At 37.0% G+C, this 25,568-nt stretch carries 18 protein-coding genes and 1 tRNA gene; 11 read left to right on the top strand and 8 right to left on the bottom strand.

Features of this window, described 5'->3' with window-relative positions:
* Positions 1 to 399: 399 nt before the first annotated feature.
* The 3 genes from purL to ABH942_RS00615 form a co-directional block, all read right to left on the bottom strand.
* Positions 400 to 4,059, bottom strand: a complete 3,660-nt coding sequence (gene purL, locus ABH942_RS00625) for a phosphoribosylformylglycinamidine synthase (protein ID WP_370028958.1) — start codon at positions 4,057 to 4,059, stop codon at positions 400 to 402.
* 146 nt (positions 4,060 to 4,205) lie between these two features.
* Positions 4,206 to 4,853: a DUF1579 domain-containing protein gene (locus ABH942_RS00620; RefSeq protein ID WP_370028956.1), complete on the bottom strand. Its 648-nt coding sequence runs from the start codon at positions 4,851 to 4,853 to the stop codon at positions 4,206 to 4,208.
* 85 nt (positions 4,854 to 4,938) lie between these two features.
* Positions 4,939 to 6,483, bottom strand: a complete 1,545-nt coding sequence (locus tag ABH942_RS00615; protein WP_370028954.1) for a hypothetical protein — start codon at positions 6,481 to 6,483, stop codon at positions 4,939 to 4,941.
* Between the two features lie 190 nt (positions 6,484 to 6,673).
* Between ABH942_RS00615 and ABH942_RS00610 the strand changes: the two genes are divergently transcribed.
* From ABH942_RS00610 to ABH942_RS00585, 6 genes are all read left to right on the top strand, one after another.
* On the top strand, positions 6,674 to 7,102 hold the full coding sequence (locus tag ABH942_RS00610; RefSeq protein WP_370028952.1) for a hotdog fold thioesterase: 429 nt from the start codon (positions 6,674 to 6,676) through the stop codon (positions 7,100 to 7,102).
* The gene (locus ABH942_RS00605) at positions 7,099 to 8,160 is read left to right on the top strand and encodes a chorismate-binding protein (RefSeq protein WP_370028950.1); all 1,062 of its coding nucleotides are present in this window, start codon (positions 7,099 to 7,101) and stop codon (positions 8,158 to 8,160) included. Before ABH942_RS00610 ends, ABH942_RS00605 begins: the two co-directional genes overlap by 4 nt.
* Positions 8,161 to 8,202: 42 nt before the next feature.
* Positions 8,203 to 8,919, top strand: coding sequence for a bacillithiol biosynthesis deacetylase BshB1 (gene bshB1, locus ABH942_RS00600; RefSeq protein ID WP_370028948.1), 717 nt, complete (start codon positions 8,203 to 8,205; stop codon positions 8,917 to 8,919).
* A gap of 63 nt (positions 8,920 to 8,982) precedes the next feature.
* Positions 8,983 to 9,058, top strand: a tRNA-His gene (locus ABH942_RS00595).
* A gap of 115 nt (positions 9,059 to 9,173) precedes the next feature.
* Complete coding sequence (locus ABH942_RS00590; RefSeq protein WP_370028946.1) at positions 9,174 to 9,437, top strand: hypothetical protein; 264 nt, start codon at positions 9,174 to 9,176, stop codon at positions 9,435 to 9,437.
* A 121-nt stretch (positions 9,438 to 9,558) separates the two neighbouring features.
* On the top strand, positions 9,559 to 9,888 hold the full coding sequence (locus ABH942_RS00585) for a YegP family protein (protein WP_370028945.1): 330 nt from the start codon (positions 9,559 to 9,561) through the stop codon (positions 9,886 to 9,888).
* A 205-nt stretch (positions 9,889 to 10,093) separates the two neighbouring features.
* Here the strand turns inward: ABH942_RS00585 and ABH942_RS00580 are convergent, their stop codons facing one another.
* Both ABH942_RS00580 and ABH942_RS00575 read right to left on the bottom strand, forming a co-directional pair.
* Entirely contained in the window at positions 10,094 to 11,095 is a 1,002-nt protein-coding gene (locus ABH942_RS00580; protein WP_370028943.1) for a M28 family metallopeptidase, read from the bottom strand.
* Between the two features lie 26 nt (positions 11,096 to 11,121).
* Positions 11,122 to 12,204, bottom strand: coding sequence for a DUF3667 domain-containing protein (locus tag ABH942_RS00575; RefSeq protein WP_370028942.1), 1,083 nt, complete (start codon positions 12,202 to 12,204; stop codon positions 11,122 to 11,124).
* A 348-nt stretch (positions 12,205 to 12,552) separates the two neighbouring features.
* On the opposite strand from ABH942_RS00575, the gene ABH942_RS00570 reads away from it, so the two are divergent.
* The 5 genes from ABH942_RS00570 to ABH942_RS00550 all read left to right on the top strand — a co-directional run bounded on the left by ABH942_RS00570 (position 12,553) and on the right by ABH942_RS00550 (position 17,485).
* Positions 12,553 to 13,245: a DUF421 domain-containing protein gene (locus ABH942_RS00570; RefSeq protein WP_370028940.1), complete on the top strand. Its 693-nt coding sequence runs from the start codon at positions 12,553 to 12,555 to the stop codon at positions 13,243 to 13,245.
* Between the two features lie 6 nt (positions 13,246 to 13,251).
* Positions 13,252 to 13,743, top strand: coding sequence for an N-acetyltransferase family protein (locus tag ABH942_RS00565; RefSeq protein ID WP_370028938.1), 492 nt, complete (start codon positions 13,252 to 13,254; stop codon positions 13,741 to 13,743).
* Between the two features lie 100 nt (positions 13,744 to 13,843).
* A complete protein-coding gene (locus tag ABH942_RS00560) occupies positions 13,844 to 14,221 on the top strand; it encodes an STAS/SEC14 domain-containing protein (protein WP_370028937.1) in 378 nt (125 codons plus the stop codon).
* 19 nt (positions 14,222 to 14,240) lie between these two features.
* The gene (locus ABH942_RS00555) at positions 14,241 to 14,747 is read left to right on the top strand and encodes a pyridoxamine 5'-phosphate oxidase family protein (protein WP_370028935.1); all 507 of its coding nucleotides are present in this window, start codon (positions 14,241 to 14,243) and stop codon (positions 14,745 to 14,747) included.
* A gap of 236 nt (positions 14,748 to 14,983) precedes the next feature.
* Complete coding sequence (locus ABH942_RS00550) at positions 14,984 to 17,485, top strand: AsmA-like C-terminal region-containing protein (RefSeq protein WP_370028933.1); 2,502 nt, start codon at positions 14,984 to 14,986, stop codon at positions 17,483 to 17,485.
* 71 nt (positions 17,486 to 17,556) lie between these two features.
* On the opposite strand, the gene ABH942_RS00545 is transcribed toward ABH942_RS00550, so the two are convergent.
* The 3 genes from ABH942_RS00545 to ABH942_RS00535 all read right to left on the bottom strand — a co-directional run bounded on the left by ABH942_RS00545 (position 17,557) and on the right by ABH942_RS00535 (position 25,517).
* The gene (locus ABH942_RS00545; protein WP_370028931.1) at positions 17,557 to 19,866 is read right to left on the bottom strand and encodes a BamA/TamA family outer membrane protein; all 2,310 of its coding nucleotides are present in this window, start codon (positions 19,864 to 19,866) and stop codon (positions 17,557 to 17,559) included.
* The gene (locus tag ABH942_RS00540; protein WP_370028929.1) at positions 19,856 to 24,937 is read right to left on the bottom strand and encodes a translocation/assembly module TamB domain-containing protein; all 5,082 of its coding nucleotides are present in this window, start codon (positions 24,935 to 24,937) and stop codon (positions 19,856 to 19,858) included. Before ABH942_RS00540 ends, ABH942_RS00545 begins: the two co-directional genes overlap by 11 nt.
* A 277-nt stretch (positions 24,938 to 25,214) precedes the next feature.
* A complete protein-coding gene (locus ABH942_RS00535) occupies positions 25,215 to 25,517 on the bottom strand; it encodes a hypothetical protein (protein WP_370028928.1) in 303 nt (100 codons plus the stop codon).
* Between the last annotated feature and the right edge of the window lie 51 nt (positions 25,518 to 25,568).

The raw sequence follows: 25,568 nt of genomic DNA, 5'->3' as shown, positions 1-25,568 counted from the left end.
TATGATTAATGCGTAAGCCGAAAAGCAAAAAAGAGTAGGCATCATGTAAAACATAATTAGTATGGGAATATTATTTTACTTAGCAATTGGCTGGTGTTGGTAATAAATTCCAAGACTGGTGCCGTTTTTGGGCATCTCTGTATCAAAATCTGGAATCATGGAGAGATTTTTTCTACTTTGTTAGTAAGTGGTATGTTTGCAGGCATAGTAGGAAGAACATTATTTAGGAGTACAATTTCACAAAATACCCTGCTTGTTTATATAAGTAAAGGGAAACTTCAGAAATGCTTGCCTTTGCGGCTTCGGGTATAAGTTACCGGGATCAGATCAGTAATGATGAAAAAGAAACAATAAAACAAAGAATCCTTTCTGTACAGAAAGGATTCTTTTTATTTTAAGTTAGCTTTTATTTTCAATCCATTTTCTTGCATTTACAAAGGCTTCATGCCAAGGAGAAACTTCATCGTTTCTTCCTTCCGGATAATTCGCCCAGTTCCATTGGAAAGTTGAGCGCTCGATATGCGGCATCATAGCCAAATGTCTTCCGGTTTTGTCACATAACATGGCAATATTAAAGAAAGAACCGTTAGGGTTAGCCGGATAATTTTCATAACCGTATTTTCCAACTACATGGTATTTGTCTTCGGTATATGGCAGGTCAAATTTTCCTTCCCCATGCGAAATCCAAACACCTAAAGTGCTTCCTGCCAATGTGGATAACATTACAGAATTATTTTCTAAAACACTCACAGACGTAAAGGCGCTTTCGTGTTTGTGAGAGTCGTTATGTCTTAATTTTCCGTGTACTTCATGTTCTGGATTGATTAATTCTAACTCCATGAACAATTGGGCTCCGTTGCATATTCCAACAGACAGCGTGTCTTCTCTTTTAAAGAAATTATCCAAAGCCGTTTTTGCTTTTTCATTATACAAAAACGCACCAGCCCAACCTTTAGCAGATCCTAAAACATCAGAGTTAGAAAAACCTCCAACAGCTCCAATAAATTGGATGTCTTCTAAATTTTCGCGACCTGAAATTAAGTCGGTCATGTGGACATCTTTTACATCAAAACCGGCCAGGTACATAGCGTTTGCCATTTCACGTTCGGAATTACTTCCTTTTTCACGTATGATAGCAGCTTTTGGTCTTGGTTTTGAAGCATCGATTACCGGTTTTTTTCCTGTGAAATGTGCTGGAAACGCAAACTGTAATGGCTGTTTTTTATAGTTTTCAAAACGTTCTTTAGCTTTCAATTCTCCCGATTGTTTTTTATCTAACAGGTAAGAAGTCGTATACCAGGTATCGCGTGCTTCAGCCACACCAACAGAAAGATTTTGGTTTCCGTTTTTGATAGTTACGGTGTTGCCTTCTTTTACTTTTCCGATAGGGAAGAAAGTGATGTTGTTTTGCGCCAGGACAGCTTCTACAGAAGCATCAGCCTGGAAAACAATTCCGATGTTTTCAGAGAATAATATTTTTATAGTATCGCTTTCATTCAGATTGCTCAGGTCAAAATCAGCCGCCAGATTCACATCTGCAAAACACATTTCAAGCAAAGTAGTAATCAATCCGCCGCTTCCGATATCGTGTCCGGCTTGGATTTTTCCATCTTTAATCAGTTCTTGTAAGACATTAAAAGTCGTTTTGAAATTTGCTGCATTTTTGATGGTTGGGGCATCGTTGCCGACTTTGTTCAAAATCTGTGCAAAAGAAGAACCTCCTAATTTGAAATTATCTCCCGAAAGGTTGATATAATAGATATTTCCTCCGTCTTTTTTCAGTACAGGTTCAACTACTTTTCGAATATCGGTACAATTACCTGCTGCAGAAATAATTACGGTTCCAGGAGCAATAACATCTCCATCAGGATATTTCTGTTTCATCGAAAGAGAATCTTTCCCAGTTGGGATGTTGATTCCTAGTTCTATAGCGAAATCAGAACAGCTTTGCACTGCTTCATATAATCGGGCATCTTCACCTTCATTTTTACAAGCCCACATCCAGTTTGCCGAAAGCGAAACTCCTTTTAAACCGTCTTTTATAGGTGCCCAAATAATATTGGATAATGCTTCTGCAATTGCCGTACGACTTCCCGCTGTCGGGTCGATTAATGAAGCAATAGGGGAATGGCCCACAGTTGTTGCGATTCCTTCTTTTCCTAAATAATCTAACGCCATAACACCAACATTGTTCAGTGGCAACTGTAGTGGCCCTGCACATTGCTGCTTGGCAACTTTACCACCCACACAACGGTCTACTTTATTGGTAAGCCAATCTTTACAGGCCACAGCTTCCAATTGCAAAACCTGATCCAGATAATTTTTGAAATTTTCCTGATTATAAGCTAATTCAGTATAGTTTCTGTTTACAGTAGTATCGGTCATCACCACTTTTGGCGAACTTCCAAACATATCTTCCAAGGCAAAATCCATTGGTTTTGCTCCTGTAGTTTTTGACTCAAAAGTGAATCTGTGATTTCCGGTTACATCACCCACCTGGTACATAGGGGAACGCTCACGGTCTGCAATTCTTTGTAAGGTATCGATGTCTTTTTGGCCAATAACCAATCCCATTCTTTCCTGAGATTCATTTCCGATGATTTCTTTGGCAGAAAGCGTAGGATCACCTACAGGCAATTTGTCCAAATCAATTAAGCCTCCTGTTTCTTCAACCAATTCAGAAAGACAGTTCAAATGTCCTCCAGCTCCATGATCGTGAATGGAAACAATAGGATTTGAATCGCTTTCTACCAGGCCACGAATAGCATTTGCAGCACGTTTTTGCATTTCCGGATTGGAACGCTGTATCGCATTCAGCTCAATTCCAGAGCTGAAAGCACCGGTATCAGCAGAAGAAACTGCAGCACCGCCCATTCCAATTCTGTAATTCTCACCACCAAGGATAACAATCTTGTCGCCGGTTTTTGGCTTTTGTTTGATAGCCTGGTCTTGTTTTCCGTAACCAATTCCTCCGGCAAGCATGATGACTTTGTCGTAACCAAGTTTTGTTTCTTCTTCGTGTTCAAATGTCAAAACAGAACCGGTAATTAACGGCTGTCCGAATTTATTTCCAAAATCAGAAGCTCCGTTTGAAGCCTTGATTAAGATATCCATTGGAGTTTGGTATAGCCATTTTCTTTCTCCCATCGCTTTTTCCCATGGACGGTTTTCTTCCAAACGGGAATAAGCTGTCATGTATACAGCAGTTCCTGCCAAAGGCAAAGAACCCTGTCCTCCAGCCAAACGATCTCGGATTTCTCCTCCTGAACCGGTTGCTGCTCCGTTGAAAGGTTCAACGGTTGTAGGAAAGTTATGTGTTTCTGCTTTAATCGAAATAACAGAATCAAAGTCTTTTGTTTCGTAAAAATCAGGTTTGTCTGCTGATTTAGGTGCGAATTGCTGAACCTTTGGCCCTTTTAAGAAAGCCACATTGTCTTTATAAGCCGAAACAATATCGTTCGGATTTTCTGATGATGTTTTCTTGATTAGTTTGAATAGGGAAGATGGTTTTTCTTCTCCATCGATGATAAAGGTTCCGTTGAAAATTTTATGACGGCAATGTTCTGAATTGACTTGTGAAAATCCAAATACTTCAGAATCGGTTAGTTTCCGACCTAATTTTTTGGATAAATTTTCCAAATAATCAACTTCTTCTTTGCTTAATGCCAGTCCTTCTTTTGTATTGAAGCCTGCAATATCTTCAATTTCAAGGATAGGTTCCGGCTGTATATTTATGCTATATATTTCTTGTCCTAATTCGGAATACTTCTGAGAAAGCATCGGATCAAAATCAGAAAAATCGGCAGTGACTTTTTTAAATTCCTCAATACGGATAATGCCTTCGATGCCCATATTTTGAGTAATTTCTACGGCATTTGTACTCCATGGAGTAATCATTGCAGCTCTAGGACCAACAAAAAAATCCGCTAGCACGGATTTTTCTATTTTATGTGTATTGCCAAAAAGCCAGTTTAACTTTGAAATGTCTTGAGCAGAAAGTTCGTTTTGCGTCTGAACGGCAAAAACGGTATTGCTTTCGTTTCCGAAGAAATGAATCATTAGTTCTTATATTTAGTTGTTGTTGTGGCGCAAATTTAGTTCAAAAAGTCCTAAAAGTCAAAAGCCTTACGCCAAAAGTTAGTAAACATTCTCTGTAAATAAAAAAGACTGTCCGAAGACAGCCTTTTTCGCATTGTTTTTAGGTGTTATTTCTTTCTTTTGAGCATGATTTCCATACTTTTAAATTCTTTTCCATCAGGAGTCATGTCATACATTTCCATTTTTTGGGTGTTAGGATCGACTATAGTAATGACTTCACGAACTTTTTTAGTTTTTTTCGTCATTGGGTCAGTAACTTCTCCTTCCATTTTAATCGTTTTTGAAGCTTCGTCATAATTTCCTTTCATAATCATAATCCCTGATCCCATATTGTCAATCCATGTAGAAACGTATTGTTTGGCAGCATTGTCATATGCTAAAGTACTGCGTCCTTCAAAAGGCTGTCCCATCATGTTTCCGGTATGTACTGATTCCTGATAAAGACCGTTTAGAATCATCTTGGTATTGGAAGTTACATTGGTTTTTTGTGGTTTAGTATCATCAGGTCCTTTCCAAAAAGTAATTTCTTCTTCCCAGGTTCCTACGTCAGCAGCCATTTTTTTGTGCATTTCACCTGGTGTCATGTATTCCTGCCAGGCCTTTTGCATGGCAATCGAATCCATTGGTTCCGATTTTACGGTTTCTGTTGGAATTGAATCTTTTACTGCTGTTGTTGTTTCATCAACCTTGACTTCTTTTTTACAGGCCGTCAAGCATAGAAGCAATGCTCCGAGATAAATGTAGTTTGTTTTCATAATTATATTGATTTTGTTTTATTCGTATAAAATTATGAAAAAAATACATTTAATCGTATTTTTAAAGCTATGTTTTTAAGAATGATTATCGTTCTTCAAAAGTAATAGACTCATAAGCGCCCAGGTCAGGACTTGTCAGATTTCTTGCCGTTCCTTTGATATCGGTAGGAACCTCGGCTGCCACGCTTGGATCTCCAAAACCATTTGCGCTCGAATCCTCGCCAATCATTAGCTTATTTTTATTAATGTCCAGGAAGTTCGGATTTCCATTTCGGATAATATTTGTATTATCATTTACAAATGAATAAATGTTGTTGGTCGTATTAATAGAATTGCTGAGCTTGATCTGACATTTCGTAAATACGGTATTGAAATTATCAGTACCCTCTTTTTTGTTGAGTAATAATCCGGATTGGTTCGAACTATAAATAATACAATTTTTAAAACTTGCATCTAACGGCTGTACTTCCGGTGTCGCTCCTTGTATGTAATTGTCAAGCGCAACAGCATATTTTCTGGAACCTGACCAGTTGTTGTTGAATGTACATTGCTTGAAGTCATATTTTCCACCGTAACTACCTACAAAGCTGGAAGAACCGCCCCAATTGATAACTACATTTTCTCCCTGAATATATCCTGTCTGCGCTAATATTCCGGCATTAGAAGAGTTATAAATCTGTACATTTTTCAATTTTAAATCAGGAGCGGGATTGTTAATTCCGGAATTTCCGGAAACTAAAACTCCTACGGTTGCATTTTTGATGGTAAGGTTGGTAAATTCATGTCCGGTACTTCCATTGGTAAGCCAGATAGCAAGCCATTGCCCGGGCGAGTCAGAAAATGCGGGTTCTAATCTATCACCTTCAAAAATAACTTCGTTTTCTAATCGGTCTGTAAATGATTGGCTTCCATTTACTTTGATTGAACTGCCGTTATAAGCAATAAGGGCAGAACCGGAATGGAAATGTACCCGAGTTCCTGCATCGATTGTCAATGTTTCATTGGCCGGTACACCTGCGTAGCCATAAATAACATAGGGCTTATCTTTAGTCCAATGGAGCTCCGTATTATCAAGGAAAAATCCTCGTCCTGTTATAGGGTTTCCTTCTTCGTCAACTCCAATAGGGATTTGTTCGTAATTACCTTCATTATCACGGTTAGGATAGAGGAATACGGCGTCTTTTACCAACGTGACTAATTGAACTTTTTGCTGTTTTGTTCCATTATCGAATAAAATCTGGTCTGTGTAAAGGTATTCTGCATCCGGATTGGCAAAATCATTATAATCGATAGTCGTTTCAATAAAAATAAACAAGCTGTCCTTTGCCAGAAGTTCTACATTATTAAAAATTTTACCATCTGTTCCCTGCATTCCGTCAACCATCATTCGGTATTTTGAATTCATTCCTTTTCCAAGCTGTATAGTTGGGATGCTGATGTCCTTGTTGCTGCGGTTGTATACTTTTAAGGTATATGTACTGGATCCGATGTTAGTGAAAACAGTATCGAGAAAAACCGTATCTTTTGAAAATCCAAGATTACCGCTACTAGGCTCAAAATCAAAATCTTTTCGACAAGAAGTCAGTGAAATAACAGCAACTATGAATAAAAATATAAAGGAATTACGCATCGGTTTGAATTTTGGTAAAAATAGTAAAAATCTTATTTGTCGGACAGGTTAATTTTTAAAATTGAGCCATGTCTTGCATCTGTAAACTCAAAAATGTTAAAATTAGTATACGTCTTTTAACTTTTCTAAGCATAATCTGCTGTCATGTTCCGTATTAATTTCCTTAATTTTGGAAAAACAAATTTTAATAATGGCTTTCGATAAAAATACAATGCTTGAAAACTGCAAAAAATGGTGTGAAAATACCCTGATGCAGACTTTAGAAATAGAATTTATTGATGCCGGTGAAGGCTTTTTAAAAGCCCAAATGCCGGTTAATTCAAGAGTTCATCAACCAATGGGACTGCTTCATGGCGGAGCTTCCGTTGCTCTTGCTGAAAGTGTAGGAAGTGCGGCTTCACTGATGTTTATCAATCCGGAAACTCATGAAGTACGTGGCATCGAAATTTCGGCAAACCACGTCAAAAGCAAACGTGCGGGTATGGTGTATGGAACCGCAAAAATTATCCACAAAGGGCGTATGGTGCATCTTTGGGAAATCAGGATAACTGATGAAAACGATATGCTGATATCGTTATGTAAGATTACCAATATTGTTTTGGAAAGGGCTAAAAAATGATGTCCGGATTATACCAAAAAGCGGAAGAACATCTGAAAAACAGGCTTCCTTTTGTAGTGTATTCAAAACCAGGAGAAACAGTTGCTATTGGAATTTTCCAAAAGGATGCTTCATTGCATTTTACAACCAATTTTAAAGAAGAAGGTTTTGTATTTGCTCCTTTTTCAGGCGGGCAATTTGTATTGTTACCAAAAGAAACATCTGAGGTTCACGCAGAAGAGTATACCCGAAGCACAATTGAAAATAGCAGTAAGGGTTTCGAATTTGATGATACGGCTAAAGCGAATTTTGAACGGTTGGTAAAAAATGGTGTAGACGCTATCTGCAAAGGCGATTTCAAAAAAGTCGTCCTGTCGCGTACAGAATCTGTTTCTTTAGAAAATACTTCTCCTTTTGCATTATTTAAAAAACTGCTTTCAGCATATCCAACTGCTTTTAAATACTGCTTTTTCCATCCGGAAATAGGAATGTGGCTTGGTGCTACTCCGGAACAGTTATTAAAGGCTTCAGATGATCGTATCAAGACCGTAGCGCTTGCCGGAACGCAGGTATATCATGATGGAGAAATAAAATGGGAAAATAAGGAACAGGAAGAACAGGAATTTGTCACGGAATTTATTCTCGACGGATTGGAAGATTATGCTTCCGAAAAAAATAGTTCTAAACCTTATACTTTCAGAGCGGGAAATATTGTGCATATCAAGACGGATATTGAAGCGCGTTTGCATAACAGACAGGATTTGGGAGAAATAATTAAAATGTTACATCCAACTCCGGCTGTATGCGGACTTCCAAAAGAAGCATCAAGGAAATTTATTCTTGAAAACGAAGGTTATGACCGGGAATATTATTCAGGATTTTTAGGAGAATTAAATCGGGATTTTGCAAAAGACATGCAGCATAATTCAGATTTGTTTGTAAACCTTCGTTGTATGAAGTTGCAGGAAACTACGGCCAATTTGTATATAGGTTGTGGTATTACAAAAGACAGTATTCCTGAAAAAGAATTTTTCGAAACCGTGAATAAATCATTAACACTGAAGAATATTCTTGGATAATAATTATTCTTCGTATTTTTAAAAAACAAACAAACACAAACAATGAAATTAGATATACTTTTTTTTGGCGCACATCCTGATGATGTTGAATTGGGTTGTGGTGCTACGGTAGCCAAAGAAGTTTCGCTAGGGAAGAAGGTGGGTATAATTGACCTGACAAGAGGTGAATTGGGAACCCGTGGAACTGCGGAAATTCGCGATGAAGAAGCAAAAAATGCTGCTGCTGTTTTAGGAGTAGAAATTCGGGAAAACCTGAATATGAGAGATGGTTTTTTTATCAACGATGAAGAGCATCAGATTGAAGTTATTAAAATGATTCGAAAATACAGACCGGAAATTATTATCTGTAATGCTGTCGATGATAGGCATATTGATCACGGTAAAGGCAGCAAGCTGGTTTCAGATGCTTGCTTTTTGTCTGGATTGATTAAGATTGAAACCGAAATTGGCGGCATAGTTCAGGCTGCCTGGAGGCCAAAATTGGTGTATCATTATATCCAATGGAAAGACCTTAAGCCGGATTTTGTAGTTGATGTTAGCGGTTTTATGGATAAGAAAGTGGCTTCTCTAATGGAATACAAATCTCAATTTTATGATCCTAATTCTAATGAACCAAGTACGCCTATAGCTACAAAAAACTTTAAGGATAGCATCATATACCGCGCTCAGGATTTAGGAAGATTGATAAACTCCGAATATGCGGAAGGATTTACCGTTGAAAGATATTTGGCAGTCAATAGCTTAGGGGATTTGATATAATTTTTTGAATTTTTTGTTTGCAGGAATCAACTTTTGCAGTATATTTGCACTCGTTAAACAAATGGTGGTTGTAGCTCAGCTGGTTAGAGTATCGGTTTGTGGTGCCGAGGGTCGCCGGTTCGAACCCGGTCTGCCACCCATTTTTAAAGCCTTGGATTTTTCCAGGGCTTTTTTTATTTCTTCTCTTTGCTAATTAAAACTTAAATAGGCTGTGCCTGTAGACATTATTTTCTAAATTAGAGATAAAAAGTGCCATGTCACAGCAAATAATTATAGGAAATCCGATTTCCTTCAAGTCTATCCGGGATTATATTTTTAATCATAAAGTCAATAAAGGCGATTGTATTGTCCTAAATCCTTTAAACTATAGAAGTTTGATTGAAGAGATAAAACATTCCCATGAAGAAACAATTGAAATACCTATCAATGTTTTTGGCGTGTTGCTTGTTCAGGATGAAACGGACAGCGTTGAATTGGGAAAAATTCAGATTGTAAAAAATGAGAATCTTAATTCATGATTGTTTTAAGAAAAAATAATCTTAAATCGTTATAAAATTTGATAAAAATGTTATATTTTGGCTTATATTATTCTTTTGAATTGCATAAACTAAAATTAGTATAACTTTTAAATTAAATTTTATGGGGACATTCTTGATTTCAAAAAGAAAAAATGACGAGTTTCAATTTGTGTTAAAAGCTGGAAACGGAGAAGTCATTTTAACCAGCGAAGGCTACACAAGTAAGGCTGGATGTACGAATGGTATCGAATCAGTGAGAAAAAATTCTCAGGACGATACTAAATTCGATAGAAAAGAAGCTACTAACGGCAAGTTGTATTTTAACCTAAAAGCTACTAATGGGCAGATTATAGGATCAAGCCAAATGTATGCTTCCGCTTCGGGACGCGATAACGGAATTGAATCAGTAAAGAAGAATGCACCAGATGCAGAAGTAAAAGAAGATTTGTAGAATAAGAATACATCAAAGATTTAAATAAGTAAAACGATTGTAGATAAAGACTTTACAATCGTTTTCTTTTTTTGCAATGCGGTAAAAAGTAGAGTGAAGCTAACTTGACATTAGTAGTACTAAACTACTAAACGCTTTGTAGGAGCTATAAAAATGAGAAAAATTATATAATAAAAAAGCTCCGATTTCGGAGCTTTTTTTTTATTTATTTTCCATCCCTGTCAATAACAGGTCTTTCTTTGCGGTTTGCCAATTCCCATGCCGTAACGAAAACGAGCTGCGCTCTTTTTTGCAGTAAGTCGTATTCGATTTTATCCGGCGTATCGGTTGCTTTGTGATAATCTTCATGGACTCCATTGAAATAGAATAATGACGGGATTCCGTTCTTAGCGAAGTTGTAATGATCAGAACGGTAATAAATTCGTTCCGGATCGTTCCTATCGTTGTATTTATAGTCTAATAGCAACTTAGTATATTCTGAATTTGCATTTTCAGATATTTTATGCAAGTCTGTACTCAAGCGGTCAGAACCTATCAGATAGACATAATTTCCGTTGTCTTTGTGTTTGTCATCACGACGGCCAATCATATCGATATTCAAATCGGCAATCGTATTTTTTAATGGAAACAGCGGATGTTCTACATAATATCTTGAACCGTGCAAGCCATGTTCTTCTCCGGTTACATGAAGAAATAAGATAGAACGTTTTGGGCCGTGTCCATCTTTTTTTGCCAACATAAATGCCTTGGCAATTTCTAATAAGGCAACAGTTCCGGAACCGTCATCATCAGCGCCATTAAAAACCTGTCCGTTTTTCATCCCGACGTGATCGTAATGTGCTGAAATAATCAGAATTTCATCCGGCTTTTCAGAACCTTCAATAAAGGCCCAGATATTTTCAGAATCATTTAGCTTAGGACTGAATGCTCTTGACATAAATTCAGCAGGAACCTTCTGATAAAAGTCGGTGGCTCCTTTTGGATACGAAACACCTATTTTCTCATATTGTGCGATCAGGTATTTTCCAGCCTTTTTTTGTCCGGGTTCGCCAGTATTTCGGCCTTCCATTTCATCTCCTGCAATCACATAGAGATTTGTTTTTAAGTCAGCAGCAGATATGGCTTCCATATATTTTGTAGGCTTGACAGAAGAACAGCTAACCATAAATAATGAAAGCAGAAAACCGGAAACAAACATTTTTTTCATCTTCAAATTTTTATAAAAATACGAATTTAATGTAAACTCCATAAACTGTAGAGGAATAGTATCGTTGAAAAAATAATAATAAGGAACATGTTTATGAAAAACAGCACAAAGCCCTTTATTCTTGAAATAGCTTTATGTTCTCCAAAAAAGTTGCTGTGGGCTCTAAAAAAGTAAAAAAACATATAGAACATTGCAGCAAGATTATAAAGGTAGGAGAAGATACTAAAATACGGAATCAGACTCATGATCCAGCCAAAAAGCATTCCGATAGCAATGACAAGCAAAAGGAATGAAAAATAATGCAGAGTGAACACACCACTGTCAAAATAATACCATTTTTTCTTATTATGCATGAGCCAGAGGAAAAAAGCAAAAACCGGCATATATAAAAACAAGACTTTTGGAAGCGTATGAACAAAGGATTCTGCAGCCTTTTCAAAAAACTCTTTTTTGTTTCTGGTCTTGAGAATATTTGTTATTTTTTCAGTAACATAATATTCAAAATAGGAAAGTTTTCTATCTTTTCGAGACTTTGTTTGAAGAGAATCTTGTTGCTGTACGTTTTTAACGGGCTGTCCGTTAGGAAGCTGTATTGCAGAAAGCACCTTTTCTACTTCTTGTTTCACTTCCTGAACTTTCTTTTCATCACTTTTATCTGCCTCCTTTTCTGCTGGTGCTGTCACTTTGTTTTCTATAGCTTCCTTTTCTCCTTCTGTATTTACCTCCTCCTCTTTAGTTGCTTTTACTTCTTTCTTTTCAATCGGTTCCTTTTCATTAAACTTTATGAGTGAAGGTCCAGGCAAAAGCGTAGGGAGCAAGAAAGTTACAAAACTGATGAAAATATAAAGTTTTACCGGAGGTACGAATTTTTTTCTTTTGCCTTCCAGATAGGTTTTTGTCAGATAGCCGGGCTTAAACAATAAGCCTTTTATGGTTTTCCAGAAACTGCCATCATAGTGGGTAAGATCTTCTACAAAATGCGTAAACAGATAGTGAAATGATTGTCTTGTTTCTGTATTTTCCTGACCGCAATTAGGACAGAATTTATTTTCGACTACATAGTTGCAGTTCAGGCAGGTTTTATTTTCTCGTAGTTTTTGGTGTCCCATTTCTAAGATGAATGCTTCTGTGTTTTATGGAAGCTAAAACTATAAAAAAAACCAAAACATTTTAGAAAGATTTTAAGAAACTTCAAAAAAAAGCAAGGCTTCAACATCTTCTCAATGCTAAAGCCTTGCACATGAATTACAAGCTACTCTAAATTAACGTGATTGCAATTCGTGTATTTTCTATCAAAATGTATTGATAGCCAATTCTGAAATATACATTCAAATAAATTGGACTATAAAATTACATCATAATTCGTTTTTATAAACAGGAGACAGTATTAAATTTCTCTTAAAAATTCGCAATCTGCGTAGTATAATTAGTAAATTCAAATAAAAAAGGGCTATAAAATGGATAGTATTTTTGAATGGGAAAGGCTGCTTATCAATAATCACCCTTTCGAATTTCTTTTCGAGGTAGTTTTCAGGTCGGTAATTATGTTTATTGTCCTGTTGATTACATTGCGTTTCACCGGAAAAAGAGGAGTGAAGCAGCTTTCTATTTTTGAAACGGTAATCATTATTGCTTTGGGTTCGGCAGCCGGCGACCCGATGTTTTATGAAGATGTAGGATTGATTCCGGCCATTACTGTTTTTATTGTTATCATTTTGCTGTACCGATTTGTGACAATGCTTACCGGGAAGTTCAAATGGTTTGAAAACCTGGTTGAAGGAAAAACAGAATGCCTGATTGAAGACGGAAAATTTTCTATAGCAAGTTTTGAAAAAGAAGGATTAGCGCAAGATGAGTTTTTTTCTGAATTGCGACTGCGTTCTATTGAACATTTGGGACAGGTCAGAAATGCTTATCTCGAAACGTCTGGAGAGGTCAGCATTTTTTTCTTTGAAGACAAGGATGTAAAATATGGATTGCCTATCTTGCCGCAATTATTTGAAAAAAAGAGCCAGGCCATTCCTAAAGCAGGTTTTTATTCATGTACTTTCTGTGGACATACCGAAAAAGTTCAGGCTGGTAAAGCACATTGTGAAATTTGCAATAAAACCGAATGGGTCGAAGCGATTAACACTATACGAAAAGCATAAAAATAAATGATTACGATTACCAAAACTACCGATTACGATACCGTACGAAAGATTGCGGAACAAACATGGCCTAAAACTTACGGGCATATTCTTTCACCAGAGCAGATTGACTATATGTTTGACATGATGTATAATATCAATGCATTAAAAGAACAGGCTGATTTGAAAGGACATCATTTTATTCTGGCTGAGGAAGATGGAATTCCATTAGGTTTTGCTTCCTATGAGTTCAATTATGGAGGAGAGCCAAAAACTAAAATCCATAAAATTTATATTCTTCCCGAAACTCAAGGAAAAGGAATTGGTAAAAAGCAGTTGGATTATATTGCAGAAGAGGCAGCAAAAAATAAAAACAGCGTCCTTTCATTAAATGTCAACCGTTATAATACGGCCTATGAATTTTATGTCAAAATCGGATTTGAGAAAAAAGGAGAAGAAGACATCGACATCGGAAATGGCTATCTGATGGAAGATTATATAATGGAAAAACAGCTATAGTTATTTAGGATTTTGTTGGCAAACATTATGAAATCAATAACATAGCGCCCATTTTATAAGGCGTAACTTTGAGTATAACCCCTACCAAATACTCAATGTTATGATAGAACAGATCTACAATCTGCCAGACAATATGGTAGGTTTTCGCTCCAGTGGCGAAGTTACATCAGACGATTTCAAACTTGTAAACGCAAAAGTTTCTGAGCTTGTCAATACAACAGGCAAGCTCAATTACTTACTCTTTTTAGACAATTCACCAGCCAATTTCACCTTTGGTGCCTGGATTCAGGATGCCTTGCTTGGAATCAAAAATATCACAAAATGGAATCGGGCAGCTATCATTTCAGATTCGGAAACGGTTGACAAATTCACTTCTTTTTTTAGTAAAATCATGCCCGGAGAATATAGAGTTTTCCGTAAGGATGATATGTCTCGTGCTGTTGACTGGACCTCAGAAAAAATCGATATAGAAGAATAACCAACTAAAAAATAATGTCATGGGAGATCATAAGAATTTAAGCAATGAAGATGCTGTTTCAAAATTGAAAAAATTAGCAGAAGATATTCGAGTCTGTATGTTTTGTACTGACTTGACACATACGCCGTTTTCAACACGTCCGATGAGCGTTCAGGAAGTAGATGAATCAGGAAATATCTGGTTTCTTAGCGGTGCAGACAGTGATAAGAATTTTGAGATAAAACAAGACGAAAACGTGCAATTGCTTTTTGCAAAAAATTCAAGTTCAGAATATCTTAATGTATATGGAAAAGCATTCATATACAAAGATAAATCTACGATTGAAGACAAATGGAGTCCTGTTGCAAAAGCCTGGTTTTCGAAAGGAAAAGACGATCCTAACGTTACTGTAATCCGCGTTCAACCGGAATATGTATATTATTGGGATACCAAAAGCGGCAAGATGGTATCATTGCTGAAAATAGCAGTAGGGGCGATTATCGGAAAGCCATTGGACGATGGTATAGAAGGAAAACTTTCTGTATAATTGATTTTAAGTGATTACGGAATATACATTTAAATATTTAATGCCTTGCGGCTCTGCACCTTTGCGAGAAAATAATTGCAGCAAAGGCGCAGAGCCGCAAAGTTTCTGACATTTATTAATCTTATTAGGAAAAAGCAAAGGCTTCTAAAAACAGAAGCTTTTTTTATTTTTATACTAATCTTCAATGATTTATTGTAAATTTAGGTGTTGTTGCCTGCCATTACTAATGATAGTCTATGCAAATAAAAACTTTAGTTTCCAGATTCCTTGAAAAAATAAGCGGCCTGCCTCGTTGGGTCAAGATTTCGTTTAGGGTTTTGTCAGGGATTTTTTTGCTAATTGTCATTACGTATTTGGGCCTTGCTTTTTATGTCAATACCCATAAAGAAGAAATTTTAGCATCTGTCAATCAAAAAATCAACGAGAACATCAATGGTAAATTTACAGCAGAAAGTATCGAGCCTACTTTCCTGAAAGGATTTCCGCGAGTTTCACTAAAAATAAAAAATGCGGTTTTAAAAGATAGCCTTTGGGATTCTCATAAAAATACGCTGCTGGAAGCCGAAGATTTTAATATTTCGATCAATGTACTGGCTTTTCTCAGAGGCACGCTGGAGGTTAAAAAAATAGATATCAATGATGCGAAGATTCATTTATTTATTGCCGAAAACGGTTATAGCAATACGGCTGTTTTTAAACCAAAAGATGAAAAGGAAGCCACAAGTGAAAGCAGCTCTTTTGCAGAAATAAAGGCTTTTGATTTGCATAACGTTGTTTTTATCTCAGAGAACCTTAAAGGAAAAAAGCTTTTTAAATTTTCAATCGACGACCTGAAAGGCAGACTGGATTATAACTCAAAAGGATGGGAAGCTGCAGTAAACCTAGATGCTTCTGCTCAAAGTCTGGCTTTTAATACGGAACATGGAAGTTTTATCAAAGACAAAACACTCAATGGAAAATTTGATATTACGTATGATGAAAAAGCAGAAACGATTGCATTTGAACCCAATGATTTGAAAATAGGCAGTGATAACTTCAATATTGGAGGAAAGTTCAGTATTGGTAAAACCAGATCCGATTTTTCACTGCACATCATAGCCGATAATATTCTATGGAAGAATGCTTCCAATCTGCTTTCAAACAATATTAGCAGACAGTTGAACCGGTTTGATCTGGAAAAACCTATTGATGTCAATTGCGATATTATTGGCGATTTGAACGCAGAAGGCGATCCGTTATTTCTGGTAAAAGCAGTTGTAAAAAACAACCGCCTTCATATTCCTGACGGAATTATTGACAATTGCAGTTTCAATGGAATGTATACCAATGAATTGGTGAAAGGCAAAGGGTTTGATGATCCTAATTCTGTCGTAAAACTCATGAATTTCAAGGGCGATTATAAAGAAATTCCTTTTGTAATGGATTCTGCGATAATTAATGATTTTACCAAGCCTATTGCTTCTGGCGTTTTTAAAGCCAATTTTCCACTTGAGAAATTGAAGAATTGTATTGATAAAGACCTGATGGCATTTTCTAAAGGCAATGCTAATGTTGAACTTCACTTCAAAGCCGATATTGTTGATTTTGAAATAACCAAACCTTTTGTTTCAGGATTGGTCAGGATAGATAATGGAGATATGTGTTATGTGCCCAGAAATCTGGTGTTCAAAAACACGAATGTAGCTTTGAATTTTACTGAAAAAGATTTATTCATCAGCAATATCAGGTTGCAGAGTGGCAAAAGTATTGTAAATATGGAAGGAAGTATTCAAAATTTCCTAAACCTCTATTATACAGAACCTGAAAAGCTGGTGCTCAACTGGAAAGTAACAAGTCCTCAATTGTATTTGGGAGAATTTCTAGGTTTTTTAGAAAATCGTAAAACCGTGAAGCGTGCGCCTGTGAAAACAAAAAAGGGAAATGGTAACGATAAATTGGATTTTCTTTTTGAAAAGAGCAATGTTGCCCTAACGGTTCAGATAGATAAATTTTACTATAATAAATTTACTGCCACCAATACAAAAGCGGCTATTTTGTTATCAGAAGCAGGAATCACGATACAAAATGCAGTAATAAATCATGCTGGCGGACAAGTAAACCTTAGTGGTTCTGTAGAGCAAGGGAAAACAAAAAATCATTTTTCGATGAAAGCAAACGTGTCCAACGTGGCAATAGAAAAGTTTTTCTATGCGTTCAATGATTTTGATATGGAGTCATTGAAGTCGAAAAATCTTAAAGGCTACCTTACGACGACAGCTGCCATTTCTGGGACGATTTCAAATGAAGGCGAACTACTACCTAAGTCTATGGATGGAACGGTTGGTTTTACACTTAAAAATGGTGCTCTGCTTAATTTTGACCCGATTAAAAGTGCCGGGAAATTTGCCTTCCCTTTTCGGGATTTGGATAATATTACCTTCAGCAACCTGAAAGGTAATTTAGACATAAACGGAGAGAAGATAACCATCTATCCGATGCAGATCAATTCCAGCGTATTGAATATGGATATAGCCGGAATCTATTCTTTTGGAAAAGGCACAAACATAGCACTTGATGTGCCGCTCCGAAACCCTAAAAACGACAAAGACATAACCGACAAAGAAAAGCTGGAAGAGAGAAGGAATAGGGGAATAGTGCTACATCTCTTGGCATCAGACGGTGATGACGGAAAAATAAAAATCAGGCTCGTTAGTAAGAAAAAACGGGATGAAGAAGTAGATTTAAAAAGCAATAAGTAATAAGCTTTGCGCCTCTGCGTCTTTGCGTGAAATAATTGCTCGCAAAGACGCAGAGGCGCAAAGGTATAGTACTAGAAAGGATAACCTATCGCTAAGTTAAAAACCAAATTTTCTTTTCGCCAATCCGGATCTCCAAATCGGACTTTATCAATTACCCAACGGTCTCCTTCAGGAAGATAAGGCTTACGTAAAGGAAAAGCCAAATCCAGTCGCAGGACTAAAAATGAGAGGTCAAATCGCAGACCGGCACCGGCACCAACCGCAAGTTCATCAATAAATTTACTAGAGAAACGAGATCCTGCCTTATTTTCATTATTATTCATCAACCATATATTCCCGGCATCTACAAAAAGAGCGCCATGTACAATGCTAAATAATTTGGCTCGGTATTCCGTATTGAGTTCCAGCTTTAAATCCCCGGATTGGTCGGGCAGGAAGGAACTTTCTTCTACATTTGGGTTGTAAGTTCCCGGACCAATAGAGCGCGCCCTGAATGCCCTGATACTGTTTGTTCCTCCTATAAAGAACTGTTTGATAAAAGGAAGTTCTCTGGAATTTCCATAAGGGATTCCTACTCCGACGATAATTCTGCTGGCGAGTTGGGAATCGTTTCCAAGTTTTAGATAATGGCGGAATTCATTTTCCAGTTTCACGAATTGACTGAATGGGACACCTAAAATTTGTTTCGGATTGTCTGAATTGCCGCCCATAATTAATCCCGTTGCGGTAGCAGAAAGGTCGATGCTGCCTTTGTAATAAAAAGTGTTGGTGCGTCTTCTGCGCATCGTATTGGTGTATGTATACGAATAGGTAGGTCCAAAAATCAACTGTTTTTCAATGACACGGGCTAAGGAAGGATTTCCGGGCGTTTCATCTGTTCCTTCAATTTGTGCCCGATATTCGGCTGAAACATTGCCGGAGCTTACATAGGTGATTTCCGTGAGATTCAGCTGGTGTTCCTTGCGCGCATTTTCTTTCCATAAATACCCAAAAGAACCTTTAAAAGTATTCAAGGTATAAAGGCGTTGGCGTTCCTGATGTTCGTAACCAATCAACGCCCTGGTTTTTGGTACAAATCCGCTACCGGATTGAAATTGGAAAGGCGAAATAAAGCGGGGCCATATCAAGCTGGTTTCACCTCCAAAACGGAAAACATTATAGCCTTTGTTTTGGCCGGAAACTTGCACTTCCATACCGCCAAAGGCTGTAATAGTAAGCAGTTCGGCTCCTTTAAAAGTGTTTCTGTTCAGCCAGTTCACATTGAGTTCCGTTCCGGTGTAATTGGCTGAATTCGTTTTGCCCAATACTTCTACACGGATGGATTTTTTAGGAAGTGGCGTGAGGTAATAATAAGCGTCCAACGCATCATCGATGGAATCAGAAACCCGAAACTCATTTTTTACGAACTTAAAGGTTCCGAGATTAACGAGGCGATTGAGCGAAAGATTGTGATCGGCTCTGTTATAAACGTCGCCTTTTTTGAAATATAGTGTCCTGTCGTAAATACGCGGATTAAAAGTTTTTATCGTATCGATGATGGTAAAGTCTTTGTATTTTTCAGCATACGATTTATCTATAACAACACTATCTGTGGTTATGGAATAATTCGGATAGATATAGATATCATTAATCTTGTAAATTTTTTTGGAACGCTCCGGAGTCTCTTTTTTTACCTTAACGATCAGATCGACTTCTTGTTTTCCTACCGTACTATCGACTTGTACCAATATAAAATCAGGACTGAAATAATAGTAGCCTTTTTCTTTTAAACGGGTGTCGATACGTTCTCTTTCATCTTTGATATTGTCCAGGCTATAAGCATCACCTACTTTTAATCGGCTACGGCGTTGCAGTTGGGCAATATTTTTTGACAGTTCAGAAGAATCAGATGGAAACTTTACACTTTTGATTTTGTATTGTTTACCCGGACGTACAATATATTCAGCAGTAACCTTTCTATTACGGCTGGTTCCTGTTGAATCAGATTCTGTTCTTACTTTAAAATAACCTTTATTTTCGGCATAGTTTTGAAGAATGCTTTCGTTGTATTCGAGGTCAACCTGACTGAATAGCACAGGCGGTTCACCCACTTTATTACGGAGCCAATAACGGAATCCTTTGTCTTTTGTAGGTTCACCAGCAATGTTATAGAAATAAAGTTTTGGACGAAGTCCCAGGAATTTTTTATTAGGCAAAGGGCGTAATAAAGGTTCCAGTTCTTTTTCCAGATTTTTCTTTTCTTTACGGGACAGGAGTGAGTCTTCTACTTTTACTTTTCCGCCTACATAGAGCGCTTCACCTTCTCCCAGATATTTCAGATTGCTACAGCCATACAAGAAGAGTAAGGTAAAAAAGAGCGTATATTTTAGGCTAGTTTTCATTTTCGGTTTCATTTTCTTCTTTTTCTTTGGCTAATCTTTCTTTTTCTTTTTGCTTTTCCCGCAGTTCTTTTTCACGTTTTCGGGTTTCTTTTATCATTCTTTTTTCTTCTTCGGTTCTATGAAAAAGTTCTCGGAATTTGTTGTAATCCATTGTAATGATAAACGCTACTCCGGTTTCTACGACTTGTCCTTGCAGTGCTACCTGATATTGGTTTTTTCTGTAGGCACGAACCATATAACGTCCGTCTTTTGTGAGTTGGTAATCTGCTGAAACGTCGCCCGCAATGTTTGTAGTTTCTTCATTGGCTTGCTGCGGACCTTCAATACCAAAACTGCTTCCTACGGTTACTTTAAGTCGGTCGTTCAACAATCGTTTTGACAAGCCTACATTAAGGTCGGTTCTGTCTTCTCTGGAACCGGTTGTATAATCTTCTCTGGATTGCAGGTCGAAGTCAAGTTCTACACCTTGTATCAGGTCGCTGGCCAGATTATTCAATTGTTGTGATAAAATTTTGCTCACACTTTGTCTGGCAAGTGCTCCTGCACTTGTTCCTCCTGCATCACTGGCAAAAGGATTTTCACCAATAAAGCGGCCTAACAGCAATAGTGCAAAAACCTGTTTGTTAAGTTCTCCTGGTTCCTGACGTAGCTGTGCCAATTTTGTTTTTGATGCAGAAATAATTTCTGTGGCTACACCATAATTTCCATCAGGAAGTACGATATCAAAAGAAATTTCAGGTTTCAACAACTCGCCATTCATTTTTAGCAGTGTCTGGAACGGGATTTTTTGTTTGTAAGTATTTCGAACGGCAGGAGCTGCATTATTCAACTGATTGTCTAATAAATCGATAGGAGCGGTTTCTATTTCATAAACGGCAGTAATATTGACATCTGCCGAAGTAGGTTCTCCTGTCCAAAGGATATAACTACCATCTTTGATATCAAATTTTCTTTTAATCAGGTTGTAGTTCATTTGGTAGGCGCCCTCATTGAATTCATATCTTCCGGTTAGTGTAGTTTTCCCTGATTCGTCTATACCTCCTGTAAGTTGGGCTTCGCCTTTAAGATTCAGGTAATCACCGTTTCCTTTGTCGATAATCATAGTGAATTCAGCTTCTTTTACGATTTCGATATTTATGGAAACATCCATTCCTTTGAATTCGGTCTGTGTCAGAGCCTCCGTTTGAGCTGTAAATCGTTTATCAATTTGTACTTCATCCTGGTCGATGAATTCTACAATTCCTTCACGATCAGCCAAAGACGGATCAGACTGAGGAAGCACAATTGTTAAATCAGTGTCTTTGTTAATTTTGAGTGTCCCGTTAACGACAGGTTTGTTTAAATCTCCTTTTATGCTAAGATTTGTGTCCAGTACTAAGACGCCATAATAAAGGTCGTTGTCTTTTTCTTTAGAATTTAATGCCTTGAAATTATCGGCTTTGATTTTTAGGTCAAAACCAAAATCGCTGTAATTAGTAGTAAGTACACGACCGTTGACTGTCAAAAGATTGTCTTCGGCATCGGATATTGAAAAATTATTAAAGCCTATTCCTGTATTGGTAAATGAAATCTTATCGTTTATGGATTTAAATTTGGAAGCAAGCTGTTTTACTTTGAATCCGACTTCATTAAACTGCAATTCACCTAAAACACTCGGTTGTTTCGTGCTTCCGGAGATTTTGAAATCTCCTGAAAGAAATCCGGTACTTTCAGTAAGATTGCCCATTGTAAATCCTTGAATGGCTTTCATATTGAGCTTTTCAATATCCAAAGTCATGTCAAAAGTACTGTTGTCTGTTCTATAAATTCCATCAAGATTTACCTGATTTCCGTCACCTGTAATAGCTACATGGGCATCAAGTGTATTGGCCATTTCATTATCTACTTTGATACTGATGTTTCCTATAGTGTCTTTTTTGAAACTGAAATCCTCGATATTCAGGTCAGCAGTAAAAGTGGGATTAGCTGTCAGGTTTTTTAGTAATACGTTACCATCAATTTTTCCGCCAGCCAAGAGTGTATCTTTTTGAATGGCACTTGTAATGGTTTCGATTTTGAAATCATTAAAAGTCACATCCACAGGTGCGTTTGGCTTTTCGGATTGGGATTGGATTTTTATAGAGCTTCCTTCATTGCTTAATTCGAAGTTATCCGCATAGATGCCTTTATCTCCAAAGCGTATAATATTGTCTCTTTCAATATCCCACGGTTCGTAGTTTAGAATTAGTCCATCAGGTTCCAATGAAATTTGCGTATAACCTTCAGCAGACATCAAGTTTCCGGCTATCAGATAGTGGTCTTCATCTTTTTGGTTTCTTACGAGCAGCGTGTAATTGACTTTATTGTTTTTTACTTCACCCGAAAGGCTGGTATAAGGCAGATTGATCTGCGAATTTTTGATGTCGTCAATAACAAGATTATAAACTAATGCATCATCAGCGGTTTCAATGTCCAACTGACCATTTGTAATGGTGTTGGTGCCATATATTATTTTTGGAATTTTTCCGGTTATGGTAATGCTATCGCCTTCACTATTATATCGTCCGTTAATTTGGATAGGAGAGAGGCTTGTGAGTTCCGGTACCAATTTTACTAAAATAGGATCTTCCTTAATTCCTATTTTTAGGTCGAATTGTTGTGGCTTGGTTGTCTTTTTCGGTGCTTTTGGATTGGTATCGTAATATTTGGCAATTGAATTGGCTAATGCTGTTGGTGCCTGGTCAATTTGGAATTTTCCTGTAATTAAAGCATCTATAAATTGTGATTTCAATGTAATACTATCTCTTTCGGCAGTTGATACGGCAGCAATTTTTATAGAATCTAACGCATAAGTTTCTTTAGCATCCGCAATCAGGATGTTATGGATATCGATTTTTCCGTTTAGAAAAGTAGGATCAGAACTGGTAATGTCTGCATATACATTGCCACGGATTTTTAAAGGACCGGCATGCAGGTTGAGTTTTTCCAAATCGGCAATATCGGTATTCAGCTTTAGTTTTACAGCCGGATATTTGTCTTTAAAGTTTCCTTCAGCGTCCAGAACAAATGTGAGGTTGGCATCATCCATTCCGGCTTTCACGTTAAATTTCCCGTTTTGTATAGCACCTTTTAATTTCAGGTCACGATAAGCATATCGGTTGAATTCTGCTTTTACCAGCCTGCCGTCAACCGTTGCATTTGCTGTTTTAGGATCTAAACCTGTTCCGTTGACTTTGGCCCTAAGGCTTATTTTTCCCAGCGAATCGTTTTTGAGTAGTTTACCGATATCAAAATTATCGATTATAGCATCAGCATTGTACTTTTCATGATTTTTTCTTCTTTGGTCAAAAGTGGCTTTTATTTTTGCCTTTCCAAAACTACTAGCCAAAGCCATGTCTGTATTAAAATTATGGACTGATCCTTTAAAAAAGCCATTTAAGGACAGTTGCGAAGGAAGTTGTATATTGGAAGGAATTGTTCCTTCTGGAATAAACGTATTGATGTCTTTTGATGAGGTTTTGAATTCACGTATTTTTAAATCGAAGTAGGTTTTCTTTGGATCCGGAAGTCCTGTAATTCTTCCGCTGGCTGCAACAACTGTTGTTCCGATACCGCTAATTTCAAGGTTAGGAATAATGATATCGCTCACTTTTCCATAGACTTCACTATTAATATACATTATCGCGTTCGGGTTGGTTTTGAACGGATTGGTGTTTTCCAAAGTTGGAACAAAAAACAATATGTCTTTAAAGCCGATACGGCTGTCTTTAAGAGAAGCCTTGATTCCCAAATTTCCTAAATTGTCTGCAATGGTGGCAATGTTGTCATAAGTGACGTTGATTTCGTCCTTGACTAACGTTTGTGGTGTTTTTAGGTATAGTTTTTTAAGTGAGGCTCTTTTTGAACCATAGAAAAAGTCGGTTCGAAATGATTCGATAGTAACACCGCTATGGTCATTCATAGTGAAAGCCTGTATGTTTCCGGAAATAGTATCCGAACTATAATACAGTTTTTCGCCTTTAAGCTGTACATTGTCAAGATTAAGGTGTTTGTAATCGATTCCTTTTTTGGCTCTAACAGCATTTTCATCATCAAAACGGAAAGCAATATTTTTTAGTGAGGTTCCATCTAGTTTTACTTTCCAGTTTGGAGCAGTTGCTTTAAGAGAGTCAGGTGCCTTGACTGTAATTTTCTTGTCGAGCTTCCCAAATGTTAGTCCGCCCTTTATGCCATCAATTTCAAAATTTTTAAGGTCGATGTATTGTTTTTTGAGATCTATCGAATTGAATTCAACAAGCAGTTTTTTCAAATTTACGCCAGTATTCAGGCGTGTTCCTGCATTATCAAATCCGATATTGATATTGGCCAGATTGATTTCTCCCAGTTTAAGATTGAGTTCGGGGCTTCGTACGGCTTCATCTGCAACTTCAACCGTATTTTGTGCCACTTCTTCAATGATTTCGCCTTGTTTCAGCATAAGGGTAAAGCCGTCAAGATTGATTTTTGGCACCTCAAAATCCATTTTTTCGAGATCGAACTTTGTAATTTTGGTATCGAAATGTTGCAAGTAGGCAGTCAGGTCGTTTTTTGAAATCTTATCATCAAAACGAACTTTTATTTTATCAAGGTTTACTTTTTTTATGGAGAACTGCATCGGTTCAGAATCTTCTTTTTTAGGTTCTTCGGATGCAAATGCTTTAATGATATAATCGAAATTAAATACAGAATCTTTGTCTCTTTTTATGGTTGTCGTGATTCCCTGAAGGTCAATCGAATTGACTTCTACTTTATTTCGCAATAATTTAAAAAGGCTGATATCTATTTTCAGCTTTTCGCCTGCCAAAAGAGTATCACCTTCCTGACTTTCGAAATAAATACCTTCGACAATTACTGTTTTAGGAAATCCGATTTCGATTCTTTTGATTTCAACCGGAGTTTTGATTTTTTCTTCGAGATAGGAAACAGCCTTGTCTTTAATAAGATTCTGGAAATAAGGAATTTGTATTAAAATTATGATGAGTAGAAGCAGACCTAGGATTGATCCTAGAGTCCAACCTATAATTTTAAGTCCTTTTTTGACGTACTTATTCAAGCGGATTTTGTTTTTATTCACTCTAAATTTAAGAATTTAAAAGTTTACTTTTACTAATTACTTCCCAAAATTGACAGAAAATAACTTACAAATTATGTTGGAATTATTGTATCATTTGATTGGTGAATGACTTTGTCAAATGATTATTGGTTTGATTTATAGATTGATACTGTTATATCATGTCCAAATTGAAATTGTTTTTTTCAAAAAAATACAACTTAGGAATTTCTAAAATAAAAACGGAGGCTTTTGCCTCCGTCATTAGTAGGAATTATGGTTATTTAGGGTTGGTGTTAGTTCCGGTGCGTTTCTGATTGCGCTTTGTTTTTTGAGGATCTTCATCGTAATCTTCATCATCGGTTAGAGAATCGTCGTCGTCATCAAAACCATCATCCAGAAAATCGTCGTTGTCCTCCTCATCGTCAAAGTTCCTGTCTTTGTCATGTGGATTGTTATTATCCCTGTTCAGGTTTGGATTGTCAATGTCTCTTTTGTCATATCCCATTCTCAGACTATTTGGATTTGGGCTGCCCTGATCGAGATATAAATTTTCTTCAAAGTTGTTGTATGTCGGTTCCATAAGATTAAATTTTAAATTGATTTATTCCAAAGTTCTAACATAAACAGGCGT

The organism is Flavobacterium sp. 28YEA47A (genome assembly GCF_041262125.1).
GTDB lineage: Bacteria > Bacteroidota > Bacteroidia > Flavobacteriales > Flavobacteriaceae > Flavobacterium.
Note: the sequence above shows the minus strand (reverse complement) of the source record. Positions and strands in the feature narration are given on the sequence as shown.